18 protein-coding genes are annotated in these 17,081 nt (G+C 48.2%); 13 read left to right on the top strand and 5 right to left on the bottom strand.

Annotation, left to right across the window (positions count from 1 at the left end):
- Positions 1-213 precede the first annotated feature (213 nt).
- A complete protein-coding gene (locus tag P0G09_RS13595; protein ID WP_223388097.1) occupies positions 214-417 on the bottom strand; it encodes a helix-turn-helix transcriptional regulator in 204 nt (67 codons plus the stop codon).
- A gap of 19 nt (positions 418-436) precedes the next feature.
- On the bottom strand, positions 437-1,264 hold the full coding sequence (locus P0G09_RS13590) for a S24 family peptidase (RefSeq protein ID WP_275252924.1): 828 nt from the start codon (positions 1,262-1,264) through the stop codon (positions 437-439).
- Positions 1,265-1,472: 208 nt separating this feature from the next.
- Between P0G09_RS13590 and P0G09_RS13585 the strand changes: the two genes are divergently transcribed.
- From P0G09_RS13585 to P0G09_RS13570, 4 genes are all read left to right on the top strand, one after another.
- Positions 1,473-1,670: a hypothetical protein gene (locus P0G09_RS13585; protein WP_081027658.1), complete on the top strand. Its 198-nt coding sequence runs from the start codon at positions 1,473-1,475 to the stop codon at positions 1,668-1,670.
- Positions 1,671-1,713: 43 nt separating this feature from the next.
- On the top strand, positions 1,714-1,995 hold the full coding sequence (locus tag P0G09_RS13580; RefSeq protein WP_055189751.1) for a hypothetical protein: 282 nt from the start codon (positions 1,714-1,716) through the stop codon (positions 1,993-1,995).
- Entirely contained in the window at positions 1,995-2,702 is a 708-nt protein-coding gene (locus tag P0G09_RS13575) for an ImmA/IrrE family metallo-endopeptidase (RefSeq protein WP_275252923.1), read from the top strand. The genes P0G09_RS13580 and P0G09_RS13575 overlap by 1 nt, the downstream gene beginning before the upstream one ends.
- A 526-nt stretch (positions 2,703-3,228) precedes the next feature.
- Positions 3,229-3,516 (top strand): helix-turn-helix transcriptional regulator, encoded by a 288-nt coding sequence (locus P0G09_RS13570; protein ID WP_005928332.1) that lies wholly within the window; start codon positions 3,229-3,231, stop codon positions 3,514-3,516.
- A 56-nt stretch (positions 3,517-3,572) separates the two neighbouring features.
- On the opposite strand, the gene P0G09_RS13565 is transcribed toward P0G09_RS13570, so the two are convergent.
- Positions 3,573-4,970: an ATP-binding protein gene (locus tag P0G09_RS13565; RefSeq protein ID WP_275252922.1), complete on the bottom strand. Its 1,398-nt coding sequence runs from the start codon at positions 4,968-4,970 to the stop codon at positions 3,573-3,575.
- A 651-nt stretch (positions 4,971-5,621) separates the two neighbouring features.
- On the opposite strand from P0G09_RS13565, the gene P0G09_RS13560 reads away from it, so the two are divergent.
- From P0G09_RS13560 to P0G09_RS13540, 5 genes are all read left to right on the top strand, one after another.
- A complete protein-coding gene (locus tag P0G09_RS13560; protein ID WP_275252921.1) occupies positions 5,622-6,389 on the top strand; it encodes a type II toxin-antitoxin system PemK/MazF family toxin in 768 nt (255 codons plus the stop codon).
- Positions 6,386-7,171, top strand: coding sequence for a DUF6551 family protein (locus P0G09_RS13555; RefSeq protein WP_275252920.1), 786 nt, complete (start codon positions 6,386-6,388; stop codon positions 7,169-7,171). The genes P0G09_RS13560 and P0G09_RS13555 overlap by 4 nt, the downstream gene beginning before the upstream one ends.
- A 30-nt stretch (positions 7,172-7,201) precedes the next feature.
- Positions 7,202-7,447, top strand: a complete 246-nt coding sequence (locus P0G09_RS13550) for a helix-turn-helix domain-containing protein (RefSeq protein WP_005933015.1) — start codon at positions 7,202-7,204, stop codon at positions 7,445-7,447.
- 90 nt (positions 7,448-7,537) lie between these two features.
- Positions 7,538-8,428, top strand: coding sequence for a helix-turn-helix domain-containing protein (locus P0G09_RS13545; protein WP_005928318.1), 891 nt, complete (start codon positions 7,538-7,540; stop codon positions 8,426-8,428).
- Positions 8,428-9,819 (top strand): site-specific integrase, encoded by a 1,392-nt coding sequence (locus P0G09_RS13540; RefSeq protein WP_113992753.1) that lies wholly within the window; start codon positions 8,428-8,430, stop codon positions 9,817-9,819. Before P0G09_RS13545 ends, P0G09_RS13540 begins: the two co-directional genes overlap by 1 nt.
- A 57-nt stretch (positions 9,820-9,876) precedes the next feature.
- Here the strand turns inward: P0G09_RS13540 and P0G09_RS13535 are convergent, their stop codons facing one another.
- On the bottom strand, positions 9,877-10,281 hold the full coding sequence (locus tag P0G09_RS13535) for an AbrB/MazE/SpoVT family DNA-binding domain-containing protein (protein ID WP_015536742.1): 405 nt from the start codon (positions 10,279-10,281) through the stop codon (positions 9,877-9,879).
- Positions 10,282-11,143: 862 nt separating this feature from the next.
- Positions 11,144-12,529, bottom strand: coding sequence for a glycosyl hydrolase family 28 protein (locus tag P0G09_RS13530; RefSeq protein ID WP_275252919.1), 1,386 nt, complete (start codon positions 12,527-12,529; stop codon positions 11,144-11,146).
- A gap of 604 nt (positions 12,530-13,133) precedes the next feature.
- Between P0G09_RS13530 and P0G09_RS13525 the strand changes: the two genes are divergently transcribed.
- The 4 genes from P0G09_RS13525 (at position 13,134) to metG (ending at position 17,078) form a co-directional block, all read left to right on the top strand.
- Positions 13,134-13,772: a YitT family protein gene (locus tag P0G09_RS13525; protein WP_275252918.1), complete on the top strand. Its 639-nt coding sequence runs from the start codon at positions 13,134-13,136 to the stop codon at positions 13,770-13,772.
- A gap of 296 nt (positions 13,773-14,068) precedes the next feature.
- The gene (locus P0G09_RS13520; protein ID WP_275252917.1) at positions 14,069-14,275 is read left to right on the top strand and encodes a hypothetical protein; all 207 of its coding nucleotides are present in this window, start codon (positions 14,069-14,071) and stop codon (positions 14,273-14,275) included.
- Between the two features lie 123 nt (positions 14,276-14,398).
- On the top strand, positions 14,399-14,554 hold the full coding sequence (locus P0G09_RS13515; protein WP_275252916.1) for a hypothetical protein: 156 nt from the start codon (positions 14,399-14,401) through the stop codon (positions 14,552-14,554).
- Positions 14,555-15,077: 523 nt separating this feature from the next.
- Positions 15,078-17,078 carry a methionine--tRNA ligase gene (gene metG, locus P0G09_RS13510; protein ID WP_005933006.1) on the top strand — a complete coding sequence of 667 codons (2,001 nt, stop codon included), beginning with the start codon at positions 15,078-15,080 and terminating at the stop codon, positions 17,076-17,078.
- The last annotated feature ends 3 nt before the right edge of the window (positions 17,079-17,081 follow it).

The following is a 17,081-nucleotide window of genomic DNA, read 5'->3' as shown; positions in this document are numbered from 1 at the left end:
AATTGCAATAGGTAACCTGAGCTGTTTTCAACTGCCAAGGCAAATCTTATTCGGTATGCCCGAAGATCGCCGCAAATGTATTCCTTCAATGGTAACAATCATGGAGATTAGTGTTTATCTGGAGATTACCAAAGGATAAATAGAAGCAGTATTAAAGCCGTTCACCACGCAGATTTTCCAGCGTGGCGAACGGCTTTTTTGCTGCCCCTATATTTACAGGTATGAGGAATCGAAGAAGTCTTTTAATGTAATTCCTAAACCCTGACAAATTCTTTCAATCGTCTCTACGCTTAACTGCCCTCCCCGACGGGCAGTTGTTTGAATCGTGGAATACGATATCCCGCATTTTTTTGTCAACACACATAGATTCATATCACGCTCTTGCATCAAATCCTGAACACGCTTGATCGTATCCACGAAAACTCCTCCCATCTTTTTAGTTCAAAACTTTTCCGACAACCTCGAATCTTTGCTCTGGAGATATAAGGATCGGCGAATATTTGGTGTTAAGAGAAACCAAAACCGGTTGGTTATGCACCACGCCATAGTTGTCGGTAAAGAACTCTGCTTGGGACTTATCTGGGGTATGTTCATCGTATTTTTTCAGATATCCGCAGTCATCATATACGAATATCCCGATATCTCCGCATTCAAGTTCTTCGCAGCGCTTTACCCATACGATCTGTCCGCTATGATAACGTGGCTCCATACTATCACCGCTAACGTATATCCCGAACTCGGCACCAGCCGGAACGCTGCTGGCAGGCACTTGTATCTGCTGGAACATTTCACCCTCAAGAAAAGCTCCTAGACCTGCCGATACTGGCAACTCTGATACAGGCATCATTATGTAGTCGATTTCCGCGGGCTCTTCTGTGCCTGGCTGGTAGCGCCGGGATGCAATCAAGTCCATTTCGTACTCAGCGACTTTTTTTTGCCCGATGGCATTTAGAAGGGCGGGTTTCTGAAAGGTCTTTGTAAAGTAGGAAGGTCCTTCCTTGATGTTCAATGCGTGGCAGATTGCAACCAGTTGGTAGATGCTGGGAGTGGTGTATCCTTTTTCCCATTTGCTGATTCCTTTATCACTGACATCGACGCCATAGTTGTAGAGAAGTTCGGAGAAAGCTACAAGTGAATAGCCATTCTTTTTTCGTACAGCTGCGAGAATCAGACCTACCTCATTACTATCCCTTGCGGCGACTGCATCATAGCACACCGTGGATGGGGCTATGTGCATTTTGGTAAGAGCAGTTTTCTTTTTCATGGCAAGAACACTCCTTTGTGATCCGGTAGCTCTATTATAGTATAGAAAACATAAGAAATCAACAAGAAATCTCCAAAATAGCGGCAAATGCGTAATTGGCATCTCCATAAAGCAGGTATATAATCGAATCAAATCCACGAATAACAGCTTTTTGGTGTTGATTCTGGACCGAAATCATATTTGTTCGGTGTTTTTAAGAGGTGATATTATGAGAAAAGAAAACGTAAGATGCCCGATGTGCGGAACCATGAACTATGATGTAGATCTTGATGCAACCGATGGCTGGACAAAATGCCGTCTGTGCAAAGCGGTAACCTGCTCTATGGATGAGTGGAAAAAGCATACAGTGTCCGTTCCTCTGTTAAACGAAAAACAGTTCGTGGCACGCAGTATGACTCGCAAGTAATGCACGCTGCATTCTGATAAATCTGCAAAAAGGAGGATTTCTGATGTGTGGTGATTACAACCTTCGCCGTGAGAAAAGATACGTCGAAGTGGATGTTCGTTTTACTCCTGACGGTAAGATCCGTCCTCTTGCCATAAACTATGACAAGACTCGCACTTATGGAATTGACCGTGTTTTGGCAGTCAGGCATGGCACATCGCGCCTTGGCGGAAAAGGTCACTGCTTCACCTGTCTAATCTGCGGGCAGAAGCGAAATCTTTGGCTTGAGCAGGGCAAGTGGTTCGTGGAAGCCTACTGCTCTGTGCCGGAAAGCCGTGCTTCGTAATGGCAAGGTACTTATCCCGCGCAGACCTTTCGCGCATAGCGGGTAAGTATATCGACCAGTACTATACCCGCTTCGGGATCAGCAAAGATGCCCCGGAACCCATTGACCCTGAACGGCTTGCAAGCGCTGTTCTTGGGCTGAATGTGAAAATGCTGCCGCTATGTAGCGATGGTAGCATCCTCGGACTGACCGTTTTTCAAAGATGCGGTTTTACAGTAACTTTAGGGGATGGTACAAAGCTTGTAGAGATATTCATGCCGAAGGACGTTGTGATCGATTCTGCCCTTGCGGCAGACGGCTGCACCGGATGCCGAAATTTCACGATAGCGCATGAGGCTGCACACCAGATTTTAGCTAATCTGTTCCCGAACGACTATGGAAAAGCAGTCAAGTGCCGTGGGCACATTGCCTATCGGGAACGAAACGGACAACCCTCATGGGAAGAATGGCAGGCAAACACCCTTGCAGCAGAGCTGCTGATGCCGACATTTCTGGTCAACGCCGAAATAGAACGGGCAGCGCTGTGCCTGCCGAATGGAATCCTATACAAATCCGCATCTGACCCGAACTATGAAAAAATTCTGGAGATGGCTGTGCGGATGGGAGTATCGTGGTCTGCTATCAGGATCAGACTACAGCAGATGCAGGTCATAAAAGGCAAACCCATCCACTGCCATCCATTGGACATCATCCGATTTGGAGAATAAACATGATTCAGTTAAAGAACCGTCCCTTTGCCGGTAAAGCACCGACTACTACACAGCAGGCAGAATTTAGCATAGGCTGGAGATTTTGCCCTGTTTGTGGAAATAAGTTATACCAAAAAATCGAGGGGTGTTCAGGTATACTACAAGTGAAGTGCAATAGATGCAAAGAAACCCTGAGACTTGATCTGGCATTTAGATGCCGGTGATTTTCCAGTCATTTTAACAAATACGGGTGCATTGCACCCTGAATATGGACTGTTCGCTCCGAGCAACGGGCCATTGCCGCAAGGCAATGTATGAAACGTGCTCCAAATAGCCGGGCAACAGCTGATTGAGAGATTTTCTTTGAAGATCTCTCAGTTGGTTGTTGTCCGGCTATTTTTTTAGCCTTCAGGAAGCCTGCTCCCGTAAAAAGGAGCAGGCTTTATGTTTGTCCGTTTTTCGTGGATGCCCCAAGCGGCTAGATATCCGTAGCAACTCCGAGTTTTCGACTTCTCACGCTTTATCGAAAATTTGGAGGTCACACATGAGTTTTGATCCGAATGCTATTGGTAACCGTATTTTTACTTTGCGTACAAATGCGAAGTTATCGCAGGAAAAACTTGCTGAAAAACTTGGTGTTTCCCATCGCCACCTCGGCGATCTTGAAAGGGGAAGCTCCAATGGCTCTGTAAAAATCCTGATCGATATTGCAGAATACTTCCATGTCAGTATGGATTATCTTCTTTTGGGCCGAGATCCTTCTAGGGATCAGTTTCAAAATGAACTGCAAGCCGCTATAGATCATCTTGAAAAAATCAAAGGTCTTTTATAATCACTTCAACAAGAAACGCTCCTGCCGGTTTTACACCGACAAGAGCGTTTCTTGTGTTATTCAAAAATATCGGCAAGGGTAAGCAGCTGTACTTCTCCGCGTTCCTGTGCCTGAAGTAGTCCGTCCGTAAATCCGCCTTTCGAGAAAATGTAGTAGTGGTAGTTTGTTCCTTTCCCAAAGACTGCTGCATATTCCAGAATCAGTTCCAGTTCGTCCAAACCGATTTTTTCATTGCGATATTTGCAGGAGCCGATGATATAGTCATTGCCCTCAACCGGCCTACCGACAATATCGATTTGTATCTGCTTCTTTTTTTGAGGGTCGGTTCCCCACCACTGCCCAATCTCACTCAACTCGATAGGAAGATCATTCGCATAATAGAGCAAGTAGTCTTGGCACATCTTCTCAAAAATCAGACCCATATAGTCTGGAAAATACTGCTTCACCGCATGGGGGTAGGTCTTTGCGATCCGCCCCGAATCAATGGCACTTGCATTGACCGGCACAAAACGGTACCAAAAACGAAAAAAATTGTCTGCCAGAAGATAGATCGTTTTTTTGCCCGGTTTCTCAGTGATCGGCGTTTCCTTTTTGACGATTCCAAGGTCTATCAACGTTTTGAGGTACTTCGCCACCACAGAGTTTTCTTCACCAACTTTCGTGGTGATATCATTCAGGCGAGAAGCCCCCTCTGCAATTGCCTTGATGATTGCATTATAAATTGCTGGCTCACGCAGCTCCTGCTTTAACAGGTTGGCCGGTTCCTCATAGAGGTAGCTGGAACGGTCAAACAAGTTTTCCATCAGTGCTTCATCTACGCTGTCCCGAACATCCAATTTGTTGATATAATGCGGAACGCCGCCTGTGATGCCATAAATCAGGGCGTTATCTTCCTCGGACAGATTCGGATGGAACACCGCTGTTTCCTTGTAATCCAGCGGCATGATCTTGAATTGCGCTGTTCTGCGCCCATACAGAGGGCTTTCTTTGCCCAAAACCTGACTTTCCATAAAACTCATGGACGAGCCACACAGGATCAGGTACATTTGGGACTCTGTCCATTTATGGTCGATGATGTGCTGAAGCATTGCGGAAATAGCGGGTTTAGCCTTTGCAAGATAAGGATACTCATCAATTACAAATACGATCCGCTGCTCCTTGGAGAGAGCTGTCAGTTCGTCCAATGCTGCATCGTAGGTTGTAAATTCCGGAGATGATTCTGCATTGGGTCGTTCAAAACTCATGATTGCCTTGGACAAGGCTTCCAGATTTTCTTTTCCGGTCGTATTCAAGGCAGAGAAGAAAATGGTCGGTTTATCCTTGCAGAATTCATTGATCAGCGCAGTTTTTCCAACACGGCGTCTGCCGTAAATGACAACGCATTCAAACTTTCCATTCTCATATCGTTTGTTTAACTTCCGAAGTTCCTCATCGCGGCAGTAAAATCGGCTCATTTTGTTCCCTCCCCAAAGTGTATTTATCGAATTTATATACTCGTAAGTTAGTTTCTTACGAGTATAATACTTCATTTCTTACATAAAGTCAAGAAATATATTTTTGACGGCTCATCGAGAAACAGGAACTATACTTCCTATTTTCCTCAAAAATTGTGAACTCTGAGTTCCTGTTCATTTCGTTCCGCATCGGTTACAATACAGCCATAGCTTCGGAAAGCGTTCAAAGCAGCCCTCAAGCTATCCCGCCCCTTGAAAATTGAACACGCATTCTTCAGTCACGTTCCTGTGATGATGAGCCACGTCCGTAACAAATGCGATGATCTCCCACTGAGGGAATGAGCGGTAGGTTGACGGTAAATGGATGACAGCTTCTCCATAGCTAAGAGCCATCACAGAATAATGATACTTCTGCCTTCGGGCAGCTCGGTGAGAACCACGGAGAGGTGAGAACCCTATGGATTCGGTACGCTGCCGGACGGCTGAAAGATTTCCCACACGAAAACTGAGTTTTCGTTTTCCGGGGATGTCGGGGACAAATACGGAAAGGTATAGAACTATAAATCACAGCATTTTTGCTGTTTGAGATAGTAGGGTGGGCTGTGCGAGCAGCCCACTGTTACATATACGGATAGAAAGGAGAAATCCAAATTGGCAACACGAGGCAAAAAAGAGAAAAAGTATCCGCCTATGCCCGCAAACTGGATGTACAAGCGCGGGGATGTCTACATGATGGATCTGAATCCTTACAGCGGTTCCGAACAAGGCGGCATCCGACCTGCCATTGTTGTCCAGAACGATGACGGTAATTTTTATTCCAATGTTCTTCTGGTCGTTCCGCTGACAACACAGATCAAAAAGCGAAATATGCCGACGCATTTTATTCTGCACAATCGCTTTTTGAGTGCGCCATCTATGGCGATTTGCGAAAGTCCGCGCCCCGCAGATAAATCCAGAGTGTTAAGCTACCTTGGGCACCTGTCCAAATATGAAATGCGGCAAGTGTCAGTGTGTCTGCAATACAGCTTTGGCTTCATTGGGTATAAGTCATTCCGAAAATACCTTACGGCTCCTCCGCAGGAGGATGTTCTCGCCGCTGCAAAAGAGCTGCTCTCCCAGCAGTTTCAGAATCTTCGTGTGCTGAACAGTCAGCCCCCTGCTCTCACCAAGCACACAAAAGGCGATTTACATAGCATTGAGCAGATATCGGAAATGATGCTCTCCACCCCAACAGAATCTTCTGTTGAGTTCATGGTCGCAGAACTGGATGATGCACTTCAATCGCTTATGTTCCGCTGGAATATCTGTTATGAACGGTATTCCAGTTTTCACTTATCCGATAACGAAAAGAAGAAAATCGGTTTGATTATCCAATCAGGAATTGATTTTCTGCAAAAGAAGAAGGAGGTTCCTTTATGATGAACGCAGTTGTAAAACCTTACCATGAGATGTGCCTGAACAGCAGCGAACTGATCGTGCCGCGCGACACTTATCAGCGTGCTCTTCACCCCGCTCGTGTTGCCCGCATCGCAAAAGAATTTGACGAGCGGGTTGCCAATGAGCCGAAGATCAGCTTCCGGGATGGTCACTACTATGTGATGGACGGACAGAACACCATCGCTGCACGGAAATTTCTGAACGGCGGCGAAGATTTGCAGATTCGCTGCAAGGTTTATTTTGGTATGACAGAACGAGAAGAAGCCCTCCTGTTTGCACAGCAGACAGGCATTTCGGAACGGCTGAGTGCAGGACAGAAGCTCCGTGCCCTGATTTTTGCAGGGGAGCCTGCTGCCGTTGCATTCCAGCAGGCCACCGAATTGGCTGGCGTTCATCTTTCTTTTGAAGAAGGCCGGGGCAAGCAGCGGATCAGCTGCATCGCAACCGCCTATCACGAATTCATCCGGCTTGGTCCTGAACTGTATATCGAATCCCTTGATGTTTTGCTGAATGCGTGGGACGGAGAACCTGATTCCATGAGTTCTGCAAATCTGCTCGGCATCTGCCGCTTTGTAGAACTGTACCACTCCGAATACAGTAAAAGCCGTCTGATTGCCAAACTGCGGCAGGTCGATGCATTCACGATTTTTCGCCTTGCACGAACCGCAGGCGTAAGACTTCCCGGCAAGACGAAGTACCTTCAGCAGGTCTATACTATTTATAATGGTGGCAGCCGCCGGGCTGCATTGCCGCTCAAGTTTTAACTTTAAGTATATTTAACGAGGTATTATCCAATGATTATCCATGAAGAACCTTCGCCCAACTCGGTTTCCTCCCCTGTTTCCACAGCAAAGGACAGCCGCTGCTATACCGTAGAAGACCTGATGGAAATGCTGCTCCTGAGCCGTCCCACTGTCTACCGTCTACTGAAGCAGAACGAATTCCGCTGGTTCAAGGTAAGCGGCGCTTACCGTATTTCCAAAGCCAGCTTTGAAGCATGGCTCAATGATGGCACTGTTGAACGCAATCCTGCTGTTTGACATCCTCAACATTTCACGCGAAATCTGCTATTCTTTAGCCGGGATGAGAAATCCCGGCTAAACTTTTACATAGATAGAGAGGTGTCTTTCATGGATGATATGCGGAATACTTCGGCTCCCTTATACGGAAAAGCTGAACCTGCCACTACCAAAACCACCATGTCGGTTCGTGAGATGCGGCAGCTTCTCGGCCTTGGCAAAACAGACAGCTATTGGCTGCTTCATAAGAATCTCTTTGAAGTCATTCTGATAAACGACAAAAGGCGTATCGTTATTTCCAGCTTTGAGAAATGGTATGCCAATCAGGTCAAATATCATAAGGTCAATGGTTCGCCACCGGGCGAGGAACTTTGCAAACGGTCCTATTCCGTTCCTGACGCCGCCGAGATATTGAAGGTGAAACCCGAAACGATCTATACACTCATCCGACAGGGCAAGTTGAAAACAGAAACGGCAGACTTCTGTATGAGAATTCCCAAAGAGGACTTTGAGCGGTGGTACCGATCACAAAGTCGCTACCGCACAGCAGCCGACCGTGAGCGTGACCGGGAGATTGAAGCGCAAACCATCTCCATCCCGGAAATGGCAAAACTACTCGGTATCCCACGCAAGAATGTTTATGGGATTCTTGATTGCAAAAAATACCGAGATTGTTTCGTCATTGAGCGCGTGGCCGACAGGCCGCGCATTACCAAAAAAAGTTTTAAGGCATGGCTTAAAAGCCAATCTACATACCAACTTCAAAAACCGAAAAAAGAAACGCATGAGGAGCCGCCGCTAAAACTGCAATGTCCCAAGAATGGGAAATACTACAGTTTTCAGGAAATTCAGGCTTTTTACGGAATCAGCCGCCCAACACTTGACTCGTGGGTTCTCAAAGAAGGAATTCCAACGATGAAGTTGGGAAGGGTAAAACGCATCCAAAAAGATGCTTTCGATGAAGTTCTGAAGTCCAAACGTAAAGTAGAGGAGGATGTATAATGGCTAGCATTGTCAAACGCAATAACCGATACTGCGTTGTCTATACCTACAAACACACTAATGGAACGCTAAAGCAGAAATGGGAAACCTTTACCGACCTTGCAGATGCCAAAAACCGTAAGAAAGAGGTCGAATACAAAGAATCCGTCGGTACCTTTGTGGCACCCCAGTGCCGAACTCTAAAAGACCTGCTTAAAGAATACGTCACCCTGTACGGAAGAACCAAATGGGCACTTTCAACCTATCAATCAAACACTGCACTGATTTCAAACTACATAGAACCGCTTATCGGCTCAATGAAGCTGCAAGATCTCACCACCCGCGTAATTGAGGGATATTATCAGCGGCTGCTTAAATACGAAGCCGTTGACCCTATGTGTGGAAAGCGTCAGCATCAATACGTTTCTCCCGGCACGGTTCGTTCGGTTCACAAAATTTTGAGAAGTGCCTTTGAGCAGGCTGTAAAGTGGGAACTTATGGAAAAGAATCCCTGTATTTATGCCACCTTGCCCAAATACACTGCAAAGAAGCGTGATATCTGGACTGCCGAGACCCTGTTCCATGCCTTAGAAGTCTGTGATGATCCACGGCTCCGGCTTTGCATCAACCTCTCCTTCTCTTGTTCCCTGCGCTTAGGGGAATTGCTCGGTCTGACATGGGATTGTGTGGATATCTCCCCCGAAAGCATTGAAGCCGGGCGAGCCTCCATTTACATAAATAAGGAATTGCAGCGTGTAGATATTGCTTCGCTGAACGCCTTGGAAAATAAAAATGTCATCACTCGTTTTCCCTCGCTGAGTTCCCGCTGCACCACGGTCCAGGTTCTGAAAAGCCCTAAAACAGACAGCAGTATCCGAACCATTTTTCTCCCCAAAACAGTTGCTGAAATGCTTGTCCACTATAAAGCCGAGCAGGACATGACAAAGGACGCACTGGGTGCAGAGTATGCAGACTATAATCTCGTGGTTGCCGGCCCGCTGGGAATGCCGACCGAACAATCCACCATTAACGGTGCATTGAAGCAGCTGATTGAGGAAAACGATCTCCCCAAAGTGGTTTTCCACAGCTTCCGACACTCCAGCATTACATACAAGCTCAAGCTGAACGGCGGCGATATCAAAGCCGTGCAGGGCGATTCCGGTCATGCACAGGCTTCGATGGTCACCGAGCAGTACGCACACATTCTGGATGATGATCGGCGTTTGAACGCACAACGATTCGACGATTTCTTCTATCAGCATCATGGTGCAGAGCCTGAAGCCCTCCCTCGCGCAGAGCAATCCACTCCCAAAGCCAGTCCAGTCGATACAGATGCGGCAGCAGCTCTTGCTAAACTGCTGGCTGACCCCTCTATGGCTACACTCATTAAAAATCTTGCAAAGAACCTATAAGCCTCTATACATAAACAGCGGCAGTTTTCCGTATATGGAAAACTGCCGCTATCTGTTTTAGGATGATCCCGTTTCTTTGTGTTTTTTCGCCTTAGCTTCCTCTATGTCCATCTTCAGCTGATGTGTAAGCTGTTTTACATAATCGAGTGAAACTTCATAGCCTTCTGCGATTTTTTCTGCCGGCATCCCATCAAGGATACGGGAGATCACAATGTTCTGAGTGGCTTGTTTTCTCGACTCTGCAATCATTTCCTCAATAGAGGGGCAATGTTTATTATGCATCCAATTCAAGTAATCCAAGCGTTCAGCTTCTATCCGCGATAGAAGCCTGACTGCATAGAAATTGTCATCTACCTCGAAGCGAACTTCCTCTCCGGGTTTGACTTCAAGTTTTTCCAGAACCGCATCTGGGAGTTTTACAGTTCCATCTTCACCGACTACAATATTAAATTTCTTTTCCATCGCACACTCCTAAAATCACGCAAAGTTCCTTGCATCCAGTGCCTTTACTCCCGTAAGAATACCATAAGCCCCTTCCTTTTACAAGACAATGCGCATTTCCATTCGCACTGTTACATAGACCAGAGTTTTCTCGCAGAAAGCTCTGGTCTTTTTCTATTGAAAACATTTGTCCATCACACCAGCTACGGCTGTATGGTCTGGTTCACGAATGCTAAACAAGCAAATATCCGTAGGGAAACGTACACTTCCCAGCTAATGAAAGGTGGGCATTTTACAATGAACCTTCCACTTTTCATTAGCTCTGCTAATTTTCTGCTAATGAAAAGCCTTTTACTCGTTTTATTTCGGGGTTTGTGTTCTTTACTCAGATTGACAGCGCAACAAAAAATCAATTGATAAAACGTTACTTGTTTTACCTACTTTTGCCTAGGATTTATGGCTTCAGCCCCTACTCCTAAGCGAAAGGCCGGCGGTTCGAATCCGCCTGAGGACACTATTTCAAAAAATGCGAAGGTCATTTTTCTATGTGAAAGATGGCCTTCGCATTTTTCATTTTGAACCGATCACCAAAATTAGCCAGCGAATGCCATTAGCAGAATTTTCAGTTCCAGCTAATAAAATCAGGTTCCCAGCTAATGAAGCCCCATAAGGCACCCTTTGAACTCTGTTTTCCGGCTCTCTGCTAAAATTGGCAAACGCTTTCTTGTAAATCCATGTAAATACAAGATAAACTGTGTAAATCTATTTTTCACAGTCCAGCTGTAAATAATTTTTTTCCGTCTTTTTGGAAAAGCATGCTGCTTTGTCCCATAAATACCCTCCTTGCTGCAAGTAATAAAACCATCTCTATATGGTGATATTCTCAGAATTTCATCTGTCTGCATATTCTGGCACCATTGACATAAATGTCATTTGCCAGTTCTGTAACAAGCCGCATATCCTGCCAGGTTTCACACTTATTCCCCATAAAAGTAATGTTATCAAAATGGACATCATGGACACGTACTTCTTCTGTCGGTGTCTGATACCCCCGGATCATGGAGACCGGGATATCTCCGTTCAGCACCTGGATATTATCAAAATAGATATCATTAATCTCTCCTTTGGCAAGCTGTTCCGTATATTTGCAAAGCAGAACCTTAATATCGAACAGTTTCTGTTCTGCCTGCTCTACTCTGATATTTTTATAATGTATATCATGAACATGGCCGCCATCTGCCTGATGGATGGAAATCGCCGCACCACCCATGTTTCCTTCATACTGGCAGTGTATAATATCACAATCCTCAAATACTAGGTCATGGATTTCGCTCTGGAGGGCATAACCAAGCTCTATGGCATTACCGGGTTCTGCATTCCAGATCACGTTATTGTGAACACGCACTTTTGTTACGTCACGTACCGTTGACGGATCTTCAAACAATCTTTGGGATTTGATGCAGATACTGTCGTCTGTGGAACGGATAAAGCAATTTCTTACCTCTACGTCCTGGCTTCTCGTAATATCAATACCGTCTCCCGTTACAATCCTCGACATAATATTCATATCATCAATCACAACATGGTCACACGCCGCAGGAACTACATGCCAGGAAGGACCGTCTACAGCAGTAAAGCCTTTTAAGAGTACATTATTACACCACTTGGCATAGATAAAGAAACGGTCTGCATTACTGTCCGGCAGATGCCAGCAGGCTCCGTTGATAATTCCGTTTCCTACAATGGAAATATTGTCACAATGGTCTGCGTATACACAACCTGATACAACAGCACCTTCCTCTATGTAAACCGTATCATTGGACTTTAAGGTAAGAACTCCTACATTATATACCTTGCCCTTTTCAAAGCAGATGGTGGTATCTGCCGGCTTCTCAATCCTGTGCGAGCAAAGCACAAACAATGCATCATGAAGACCACCATCTGTCTCTACAGTAAACTTTCTCGGTTCATCAAGATGGATATGGACTGTTTCTCCTTTTACAAAAGGAACTATGCCAAAGCTGGACGGACGGATTTCAAGTTTTTCATATGGTGTATGGATTGAAATCTCCAGATCATACGCTTCGTTATCTACTACTACAACATAGTCAAACGAATCTGTATGGTATACCACACGCTCTGTTCCATTGCAGGTAACACTGTATTTTGTTGATTTTTCCAATTCATCTACAGATTTTAAAATAAATCTCGGTTCCTTGACCGGGTCCGGATTAGGATAATAAATCAAATCATTTTCAAAATCCTTCATATCTCTTTTCTCCTCAAATGACACAAGCCTCGGAAGCTGACTTTTTTGCGTTCCAGTGAGAACACCATATCTGGAGTACGTTCAAAAAATCCTATATCACGCCGCCAGCTTGTGCCGCATTTGCAGTGGAACAGACCAATGAACTGCTGCTTCCTTTTGGTCTAGCCATAATAGTCCCTCCATCTAGTATTGGAATTTAGCTAATATAAGTATATTCTTTCTGTCTCGAAATGGCAATGCTTTCTTGGACAACAAGAGCGGAGCCTTTTGCAAGGCCCCGCTCTTATTCATAGAGAAAACCACAAGCTATGCTTGTGGAAGAAAAGAGCCGTAGCGTCGAAACGGTAGAAAAAGAACCTCCTTTTGCTATAATTAGAAACGGGTAACGCCAACCGCATACGAAAGCAAAAGGAGGTTCAATCCATATGGACGAGAAGAGTTTATCACATACGAGCTGGAATTGCAAATATCATATTGTGCTAGTACCAAAGTAAAGGGGTAAGGCGGATCCCCCGTATATCGTTGTATCTTTCCATAAATAGTTTGTCTCCCGCCCAAAGTAGGCGTATAATAGGGGAAAAGAAACGCTAAAGGAGAATCCCCTATGAACGGCACCGCATTGCGCAAACCGATTGCCCGGCGGGTGGTGGGCATGGTGGCGGGCATCGTCATCATCGCCCTTGGCATTGCGCTTTTCAAGCAGTCCCACCTCGGCAACGACTCCATCAGCGCCCTGAACATGCGGCTGGCGGAGCTGCTCGGCATCTCGCTGGGCACCCAGAACCTGTGCACGAACATCTTGTTTTTCCTGCTGGAATTCTGGTTCGGGCGCAAGTACATCGGCCTTGGCACCTTCGTCAACGGCATCTGCATCGGGTACACCGTCACGGCGTTCTATGACCCCATTCACGCCCACTTCGGCGACGCGCCGTCGCTGGCGGTGCAGTTGGCGTGGGTCATCGCGGCGGTGCTGGTCACGGCGCTGGGCGCTTCGCTCTACCAGACCGCCGACCTCGGCATCGCGCCCTACGATTACCTTTCCCTCGGTCTGCGGGACTACACACCCTGCCCGTACTTCGGGTGCCGCATCTTCACCGATGCGCTCAGCGCCCTGCTGTGCTGGCTGCTGGGTGGCCTTGTGGGCCTTGGCACCTTGATCTGTGCGTTCTGCCTTGGGCCCTTCATCCAGTTCTTCGATCGGACGTTCTCCCAGAAGGTGCTGCAATACAAACCGAACAATTGAGAAACCCCGCGGCGTCAAATCATACGCTGCGGGGGTCTTTTTTATTGCTGCCGTTAAGCAGAAAATGAAAATGAAGGAGATTTATCTTTCAAAACCGCCTGTGGACTGCTGCGGCGATGGGGAGCCATAACAAACCCATCAGACAGGCTTTGGAAGAAGTAAATAGGGATGTGAGAAATGCACCGTCACAGGTTGATGCCGATTCCAAGGATCACGAATAGGATCGCCAGACAGATGCAGCTTAACATTTATCTGGAGATGGCCAAAGGATAAAATAGAAGCAGTATGCACATATCTTGGATGATGATCGGCGTCTGAATGCACAGCGTTTTGATGATTTCTTCTACCAGCATCATGGCGCAGAGCCTGAAATGCCCCATCAAACAGCGCAGTCCATCCCTGAAAACAGTGCGGTCGATGCCGACGCGGCAGCAGCACTTACCAAATTGCTGGCTAACCCCTCTATGGCCGAACTCATCAAAAATCTTGCAAAGAACTTATAAGCCCCTATACATACATAAACAGCGACAGCTTTCCGATTGGGAAAACTGCCGCTGTTTTACATTTTTCGCGTCTTGCACATCGGCTCCTGACATGATACACTTTTACAGAAAGGAGTGGTCAGCATGAAACAGGCGCATACGCTGCGGGAATACCAGTATTACGACAAAGATACCCTTTGCAGTATCATTGACGCAGATTTCACCACAAAGCAGGTTCGTTATCTGCTGAAAGAGCGCGTGATGACCGTGCTGCTGGCACAGAAGAAAAAGTTGTTTTGATTGAACCATAGGTGTAGGGTCAACCGCACACCTTCCAGCTATAGCAATTCCTGACCGTATCTTTTTGTTAATAACCATCTCGTTTATATACACAAACCGAGTCAAAAGCCGTTTTACAGAACACTTTACCAGGAGAGTTGACAAACCCGCCGTTTTTGCGTATTATAATAGGAACAAGGGGGTCGTGTGCCCCTTTGGCAAAAAGCGAACAGCCTTGACGAGGAGAGTACGCCCCGCCTGCGCCTGACAGAAAGCCCGAAGGATGGAACCGGGCAGGTGAGCACGGGGTGGAAGATGGCCTCTGAGCTGTGGGGGTGAAGCGGCACGCCGCCAAGCCCCCGCCGGGTGCGCCCGTTACCGCGCGGAGGCCGGGTTCATCCCGGCACGCAAGGCCATGCCCGTAAGGGCGCGGCGAAGCAAGGTGGTACCACGGAAGTTCAGCTCCTGTCCTTGTCCGGTGCATTCCGGCAGGACGGGAGCTTTTTTGTGACACAGCCACAACAGAAAGGAAGAATCATCCCCCATGAGCGAACACAACACATTCTACATCACAACCCCCATCTACTACCCCAGCGACAAGCTGCACATCGGCCACAGCTACACCACCGTGGCCTGCGATGCGCTGGCCCGCTTCAAGCGGATGCAGGGCAAGGAAGTCATGTTCCTGACCGGCACCGATGAGCATGGCCAGAAGATTCAGGACAAGGCCGCCGATGCAGGCGTGACCCCCAAGGAGTATGTTGACCGGATCGTTGCCACCGTCAAGGATCTGTGGAAGTTGCTGGATGTCAGCTATGACCGCTTCATCCGCACCACCGATGACTACCATGTGGAGACCTGCCAGAAGATCTTCACCCAGCTGTATGAGCAGGGCGATATCTACAAGGGCGAGTACATCGGCCACTACTGCAAGCCCTGCGAGAGCTTCTGGACCGACAGCCAGCTGGTGGACGGCAAGTGCCCCGACTGCGGCCGCGAGGTCTATGATGCCCACGAGGAGGCCTACTTCTTCAAGACCGGCAAGTATGCCGACCGCCTGCTGAAGTACTACGAGGAGAATCCCCAGTTCATCCAGCCCGAGAGCCGGAAGAACGAGATGATCGCCTTTATCAAGCAGGGCCTGCAGGACACCTGTGTTTCCCGCACCTCTGTCAAGTGGGGCATCCCCGTACCCTTTGACCCCAAGCACACCATGTATGTCTGGGTCGATGCGCTGAGCAACTATATCTCCGCGCTGGGCTACGGCAACGAGACCTACCACGATTACAACAAGTTCTGGCCTGCTGACCTGCACATGGTGGGCAAGGAGATCCTGCGCTTCCACACCATCCTGTGGCCCGCCATGCTCATGGCTCTGGATCTGCCGCTGCCCAAGCGCGTGTTTGGCCACGGCTGGCTGCTGATGAACGGCGGCAAGATGTCCAAGTCCGTGGGCAACGTTGTGGACCCCGTGGTCCTGTGCGACCGCTACGGCGTGGACTCCATCCGCTACTTCCTGCTGCGTGAGATTCCCTTTGGCAACGACGGCATGTTCACCAACGAGGCCCTGATCAACCGCATCAACAGCGACCTGGCCAACGACCTGGGCAACCTGCTCAGCCGCACCGTTGCCATGTGCGAGAAGTACTTCGGCGGCACGGTCCACAAGGCCGCTGGCACCGAGGCCATCGACACGGAGCTGGAGACCATGGTCAATGAGCTGCTGGGCAAGGTCACTGCCGACATGGACAACCTGACCATCCCCCAGGCCCTGATGGAGATCTTTGCCGTGATCCAGCGCGCCAACAAGTATATTGACGAGACCGCTCCCTGGGCTCTGGCCAAGGACGAGGCCAACAAGGCCCGTCTGGAGAGCGTGCTCTACCACCTGTGCGAGGCACTGCGTGTGGCAGGCATCCTGCTGAACGCTTACCTGCCCTCCACCGCTCCCAAGATGATGGATCAGCTGGGCCTGTCCACTGCCGACATCGACCTGAGCAAGGCTGCTTACGGCGTGCAGGAGACCTACACTGTCCACAAGGGCGATGCCCTGTTCCCCCGCATTGACGTGGCCAAGGAGATTGCCCACCTGAAGGAAGAGGACGAGAAGCGCAAGGCCGCTGCCGAGGCTGCCAACAAGGCCAAGGCCGAAGCCGAAAAGGCTGCTGCCGCCCCCGCCGCTGAGGAGAGCACCGTTGATTTTACCCACGAGGAAGAGATCGACTTTGACACCTTCTGCAAGGTGGAGCTGCGCGTGGCTGAGGTGCGTGCCTGCGAGAACCTGAAGGAGAGCAAGAAGCTGCTCCACCTGACCGTGTTTGACGGCGAGCGTGAGCGCTGCATCCTGTCCGGCATTGCCAAGTGGTTCAAGCCGGAGGATCTGATCGGCAAAAAGATCGGCATCGTCTGCAATCTGGCCCCCCGTCCCATGCTGAAGGGCAAGTATGTCAGCGAGGGCATGATCTTTGCTGCCGACACCGCTGACGGCGGCTGCTCCATCGCCTTCTACGGCGACAACACCCCCGTTGGCAGTCGCATCCACTGAGCC

Origin of the sequence: Faecalibacterium sp. DFI.5.82, from assembly GCF_029076575.1 — a bacterium.
GTDB classification, from domain to species: Bacteria; Bacillota; Clostridia; order Oscillospirales; family Ruminococcaceae; genus Faecalibacterium; species Faecalibacterium duncaniae.
Note: the sequence above shows the minus strand (reverse complement) of the source record. Positions and strands in the feature narration are given on the sequence as shown.

Excerpts from the sequence above, each read along its gene's own strand:
- metG (WP_005933006.1), top strand. The coding sequence starts at position 15,078 with ATGAGCGAACACAACACATTCTACATCACAACCCCCATCTACTACCCC.
- P0G09_RS13545 (WP_005928318.1), top strand. The coding sequence starts at position 7,538 with ATGGATGATATGCGGAATACTTCGGCTCCCTTATACGGAAAAGCTGAA.
- P0G09_RS13515 (WP_275252916.1), top strand. The coding sequence starts at position 14,399 with ATGAAACAGGCGCATACGCTGCGGGAATACCAGTATTACGACAAAGAT.
- P0G09_RS13565 (WP_275252922.1), bottom strand. The coding sequence starts at position 4,970 with ATGAGCCGATTTTACTGCCGCGATGAGGAACTTCGGAAGTTAAACAAA.
- P0G09_RS13550 (WP_005933015.1), top strand. The coding sequence starts at position 7,202 with ATGATTATCCATGAAGAACCTTCGCCCAACTCGGTTTCCTCCCCTGTT.
- P0G09_RS13540 (WP_113992753.1), top strand. The coding sequence starts at position 8,428 with ATGGCTAGCATTGTCAAACGCAATAACCGATACTGCGTTGTCTATACC.
- P0G09_RS13575 (WP_275252923.1), top strand. The coding sequence starts at position 1,995 with ATGGCAAGGTACTTATCCCGCGCAGACCTTTCGCGCATAGCGGGTAAG.
- P0G09_RS13570 (WP_005928332.1), top strand. The coding sequence starts at position 3,229 with ATGAGTTTTGATCCGAATGCTATTGGTAACCGTATTTTTACTTTGCGT.
- P0G09_RS13525 (WP_275252918.1), top strand. The coding sequence starts at position 13,134 with ATGAACGGCACCGCATTGCGCAAACCGATTGCCCGGCGGGTGGTGGGC.
- P0G09_RS13530 (WP_275252919.1), bottom strand. The coding sequence starts at position 12,529 with ATGAAGGATTTTGAAAATGATTTGATTTATTATCCTAATCCGGACCCG.
- P0G09_RS13590 (WP_275252924.1), bottom strand. The coding sequence starts at position 1,264 with ATGAAAAAGAAAACTGCTCTTACCAAAATGCACATAGCCCCATCCACG.
- P0G09_RS13555 (WP_275252920.1), top strand. The coding sequence starts at position 6,386 with ATGATGAACGCAGTTGTAAAACCTTACCATGAGATGTGCCTGAACAGC.
- P0G09_RS13535 (WP_015536742.1), bottom strand. The coding sequence starts at position 10,281 with ATGGAAAAGAAATTTAATATTGTAGTCGGTGAAGATGGAACTGTAAAA.
- P0G09_RS13585 (WP_081027658.1), top strand. The coding sequence starts at position 1,473 with ATGAGAAAAGAAAACGTAAGATGCCCGATGTGCGGAACCATGAACTAT.
- P0G09_RS13580 (WP_055189751.1), top strand. The coding sequence starts at position 1,714 with ATGTGTGGTGATTACAACCTTCGCCGTGAGAAAAGATACGTCGAAGTG.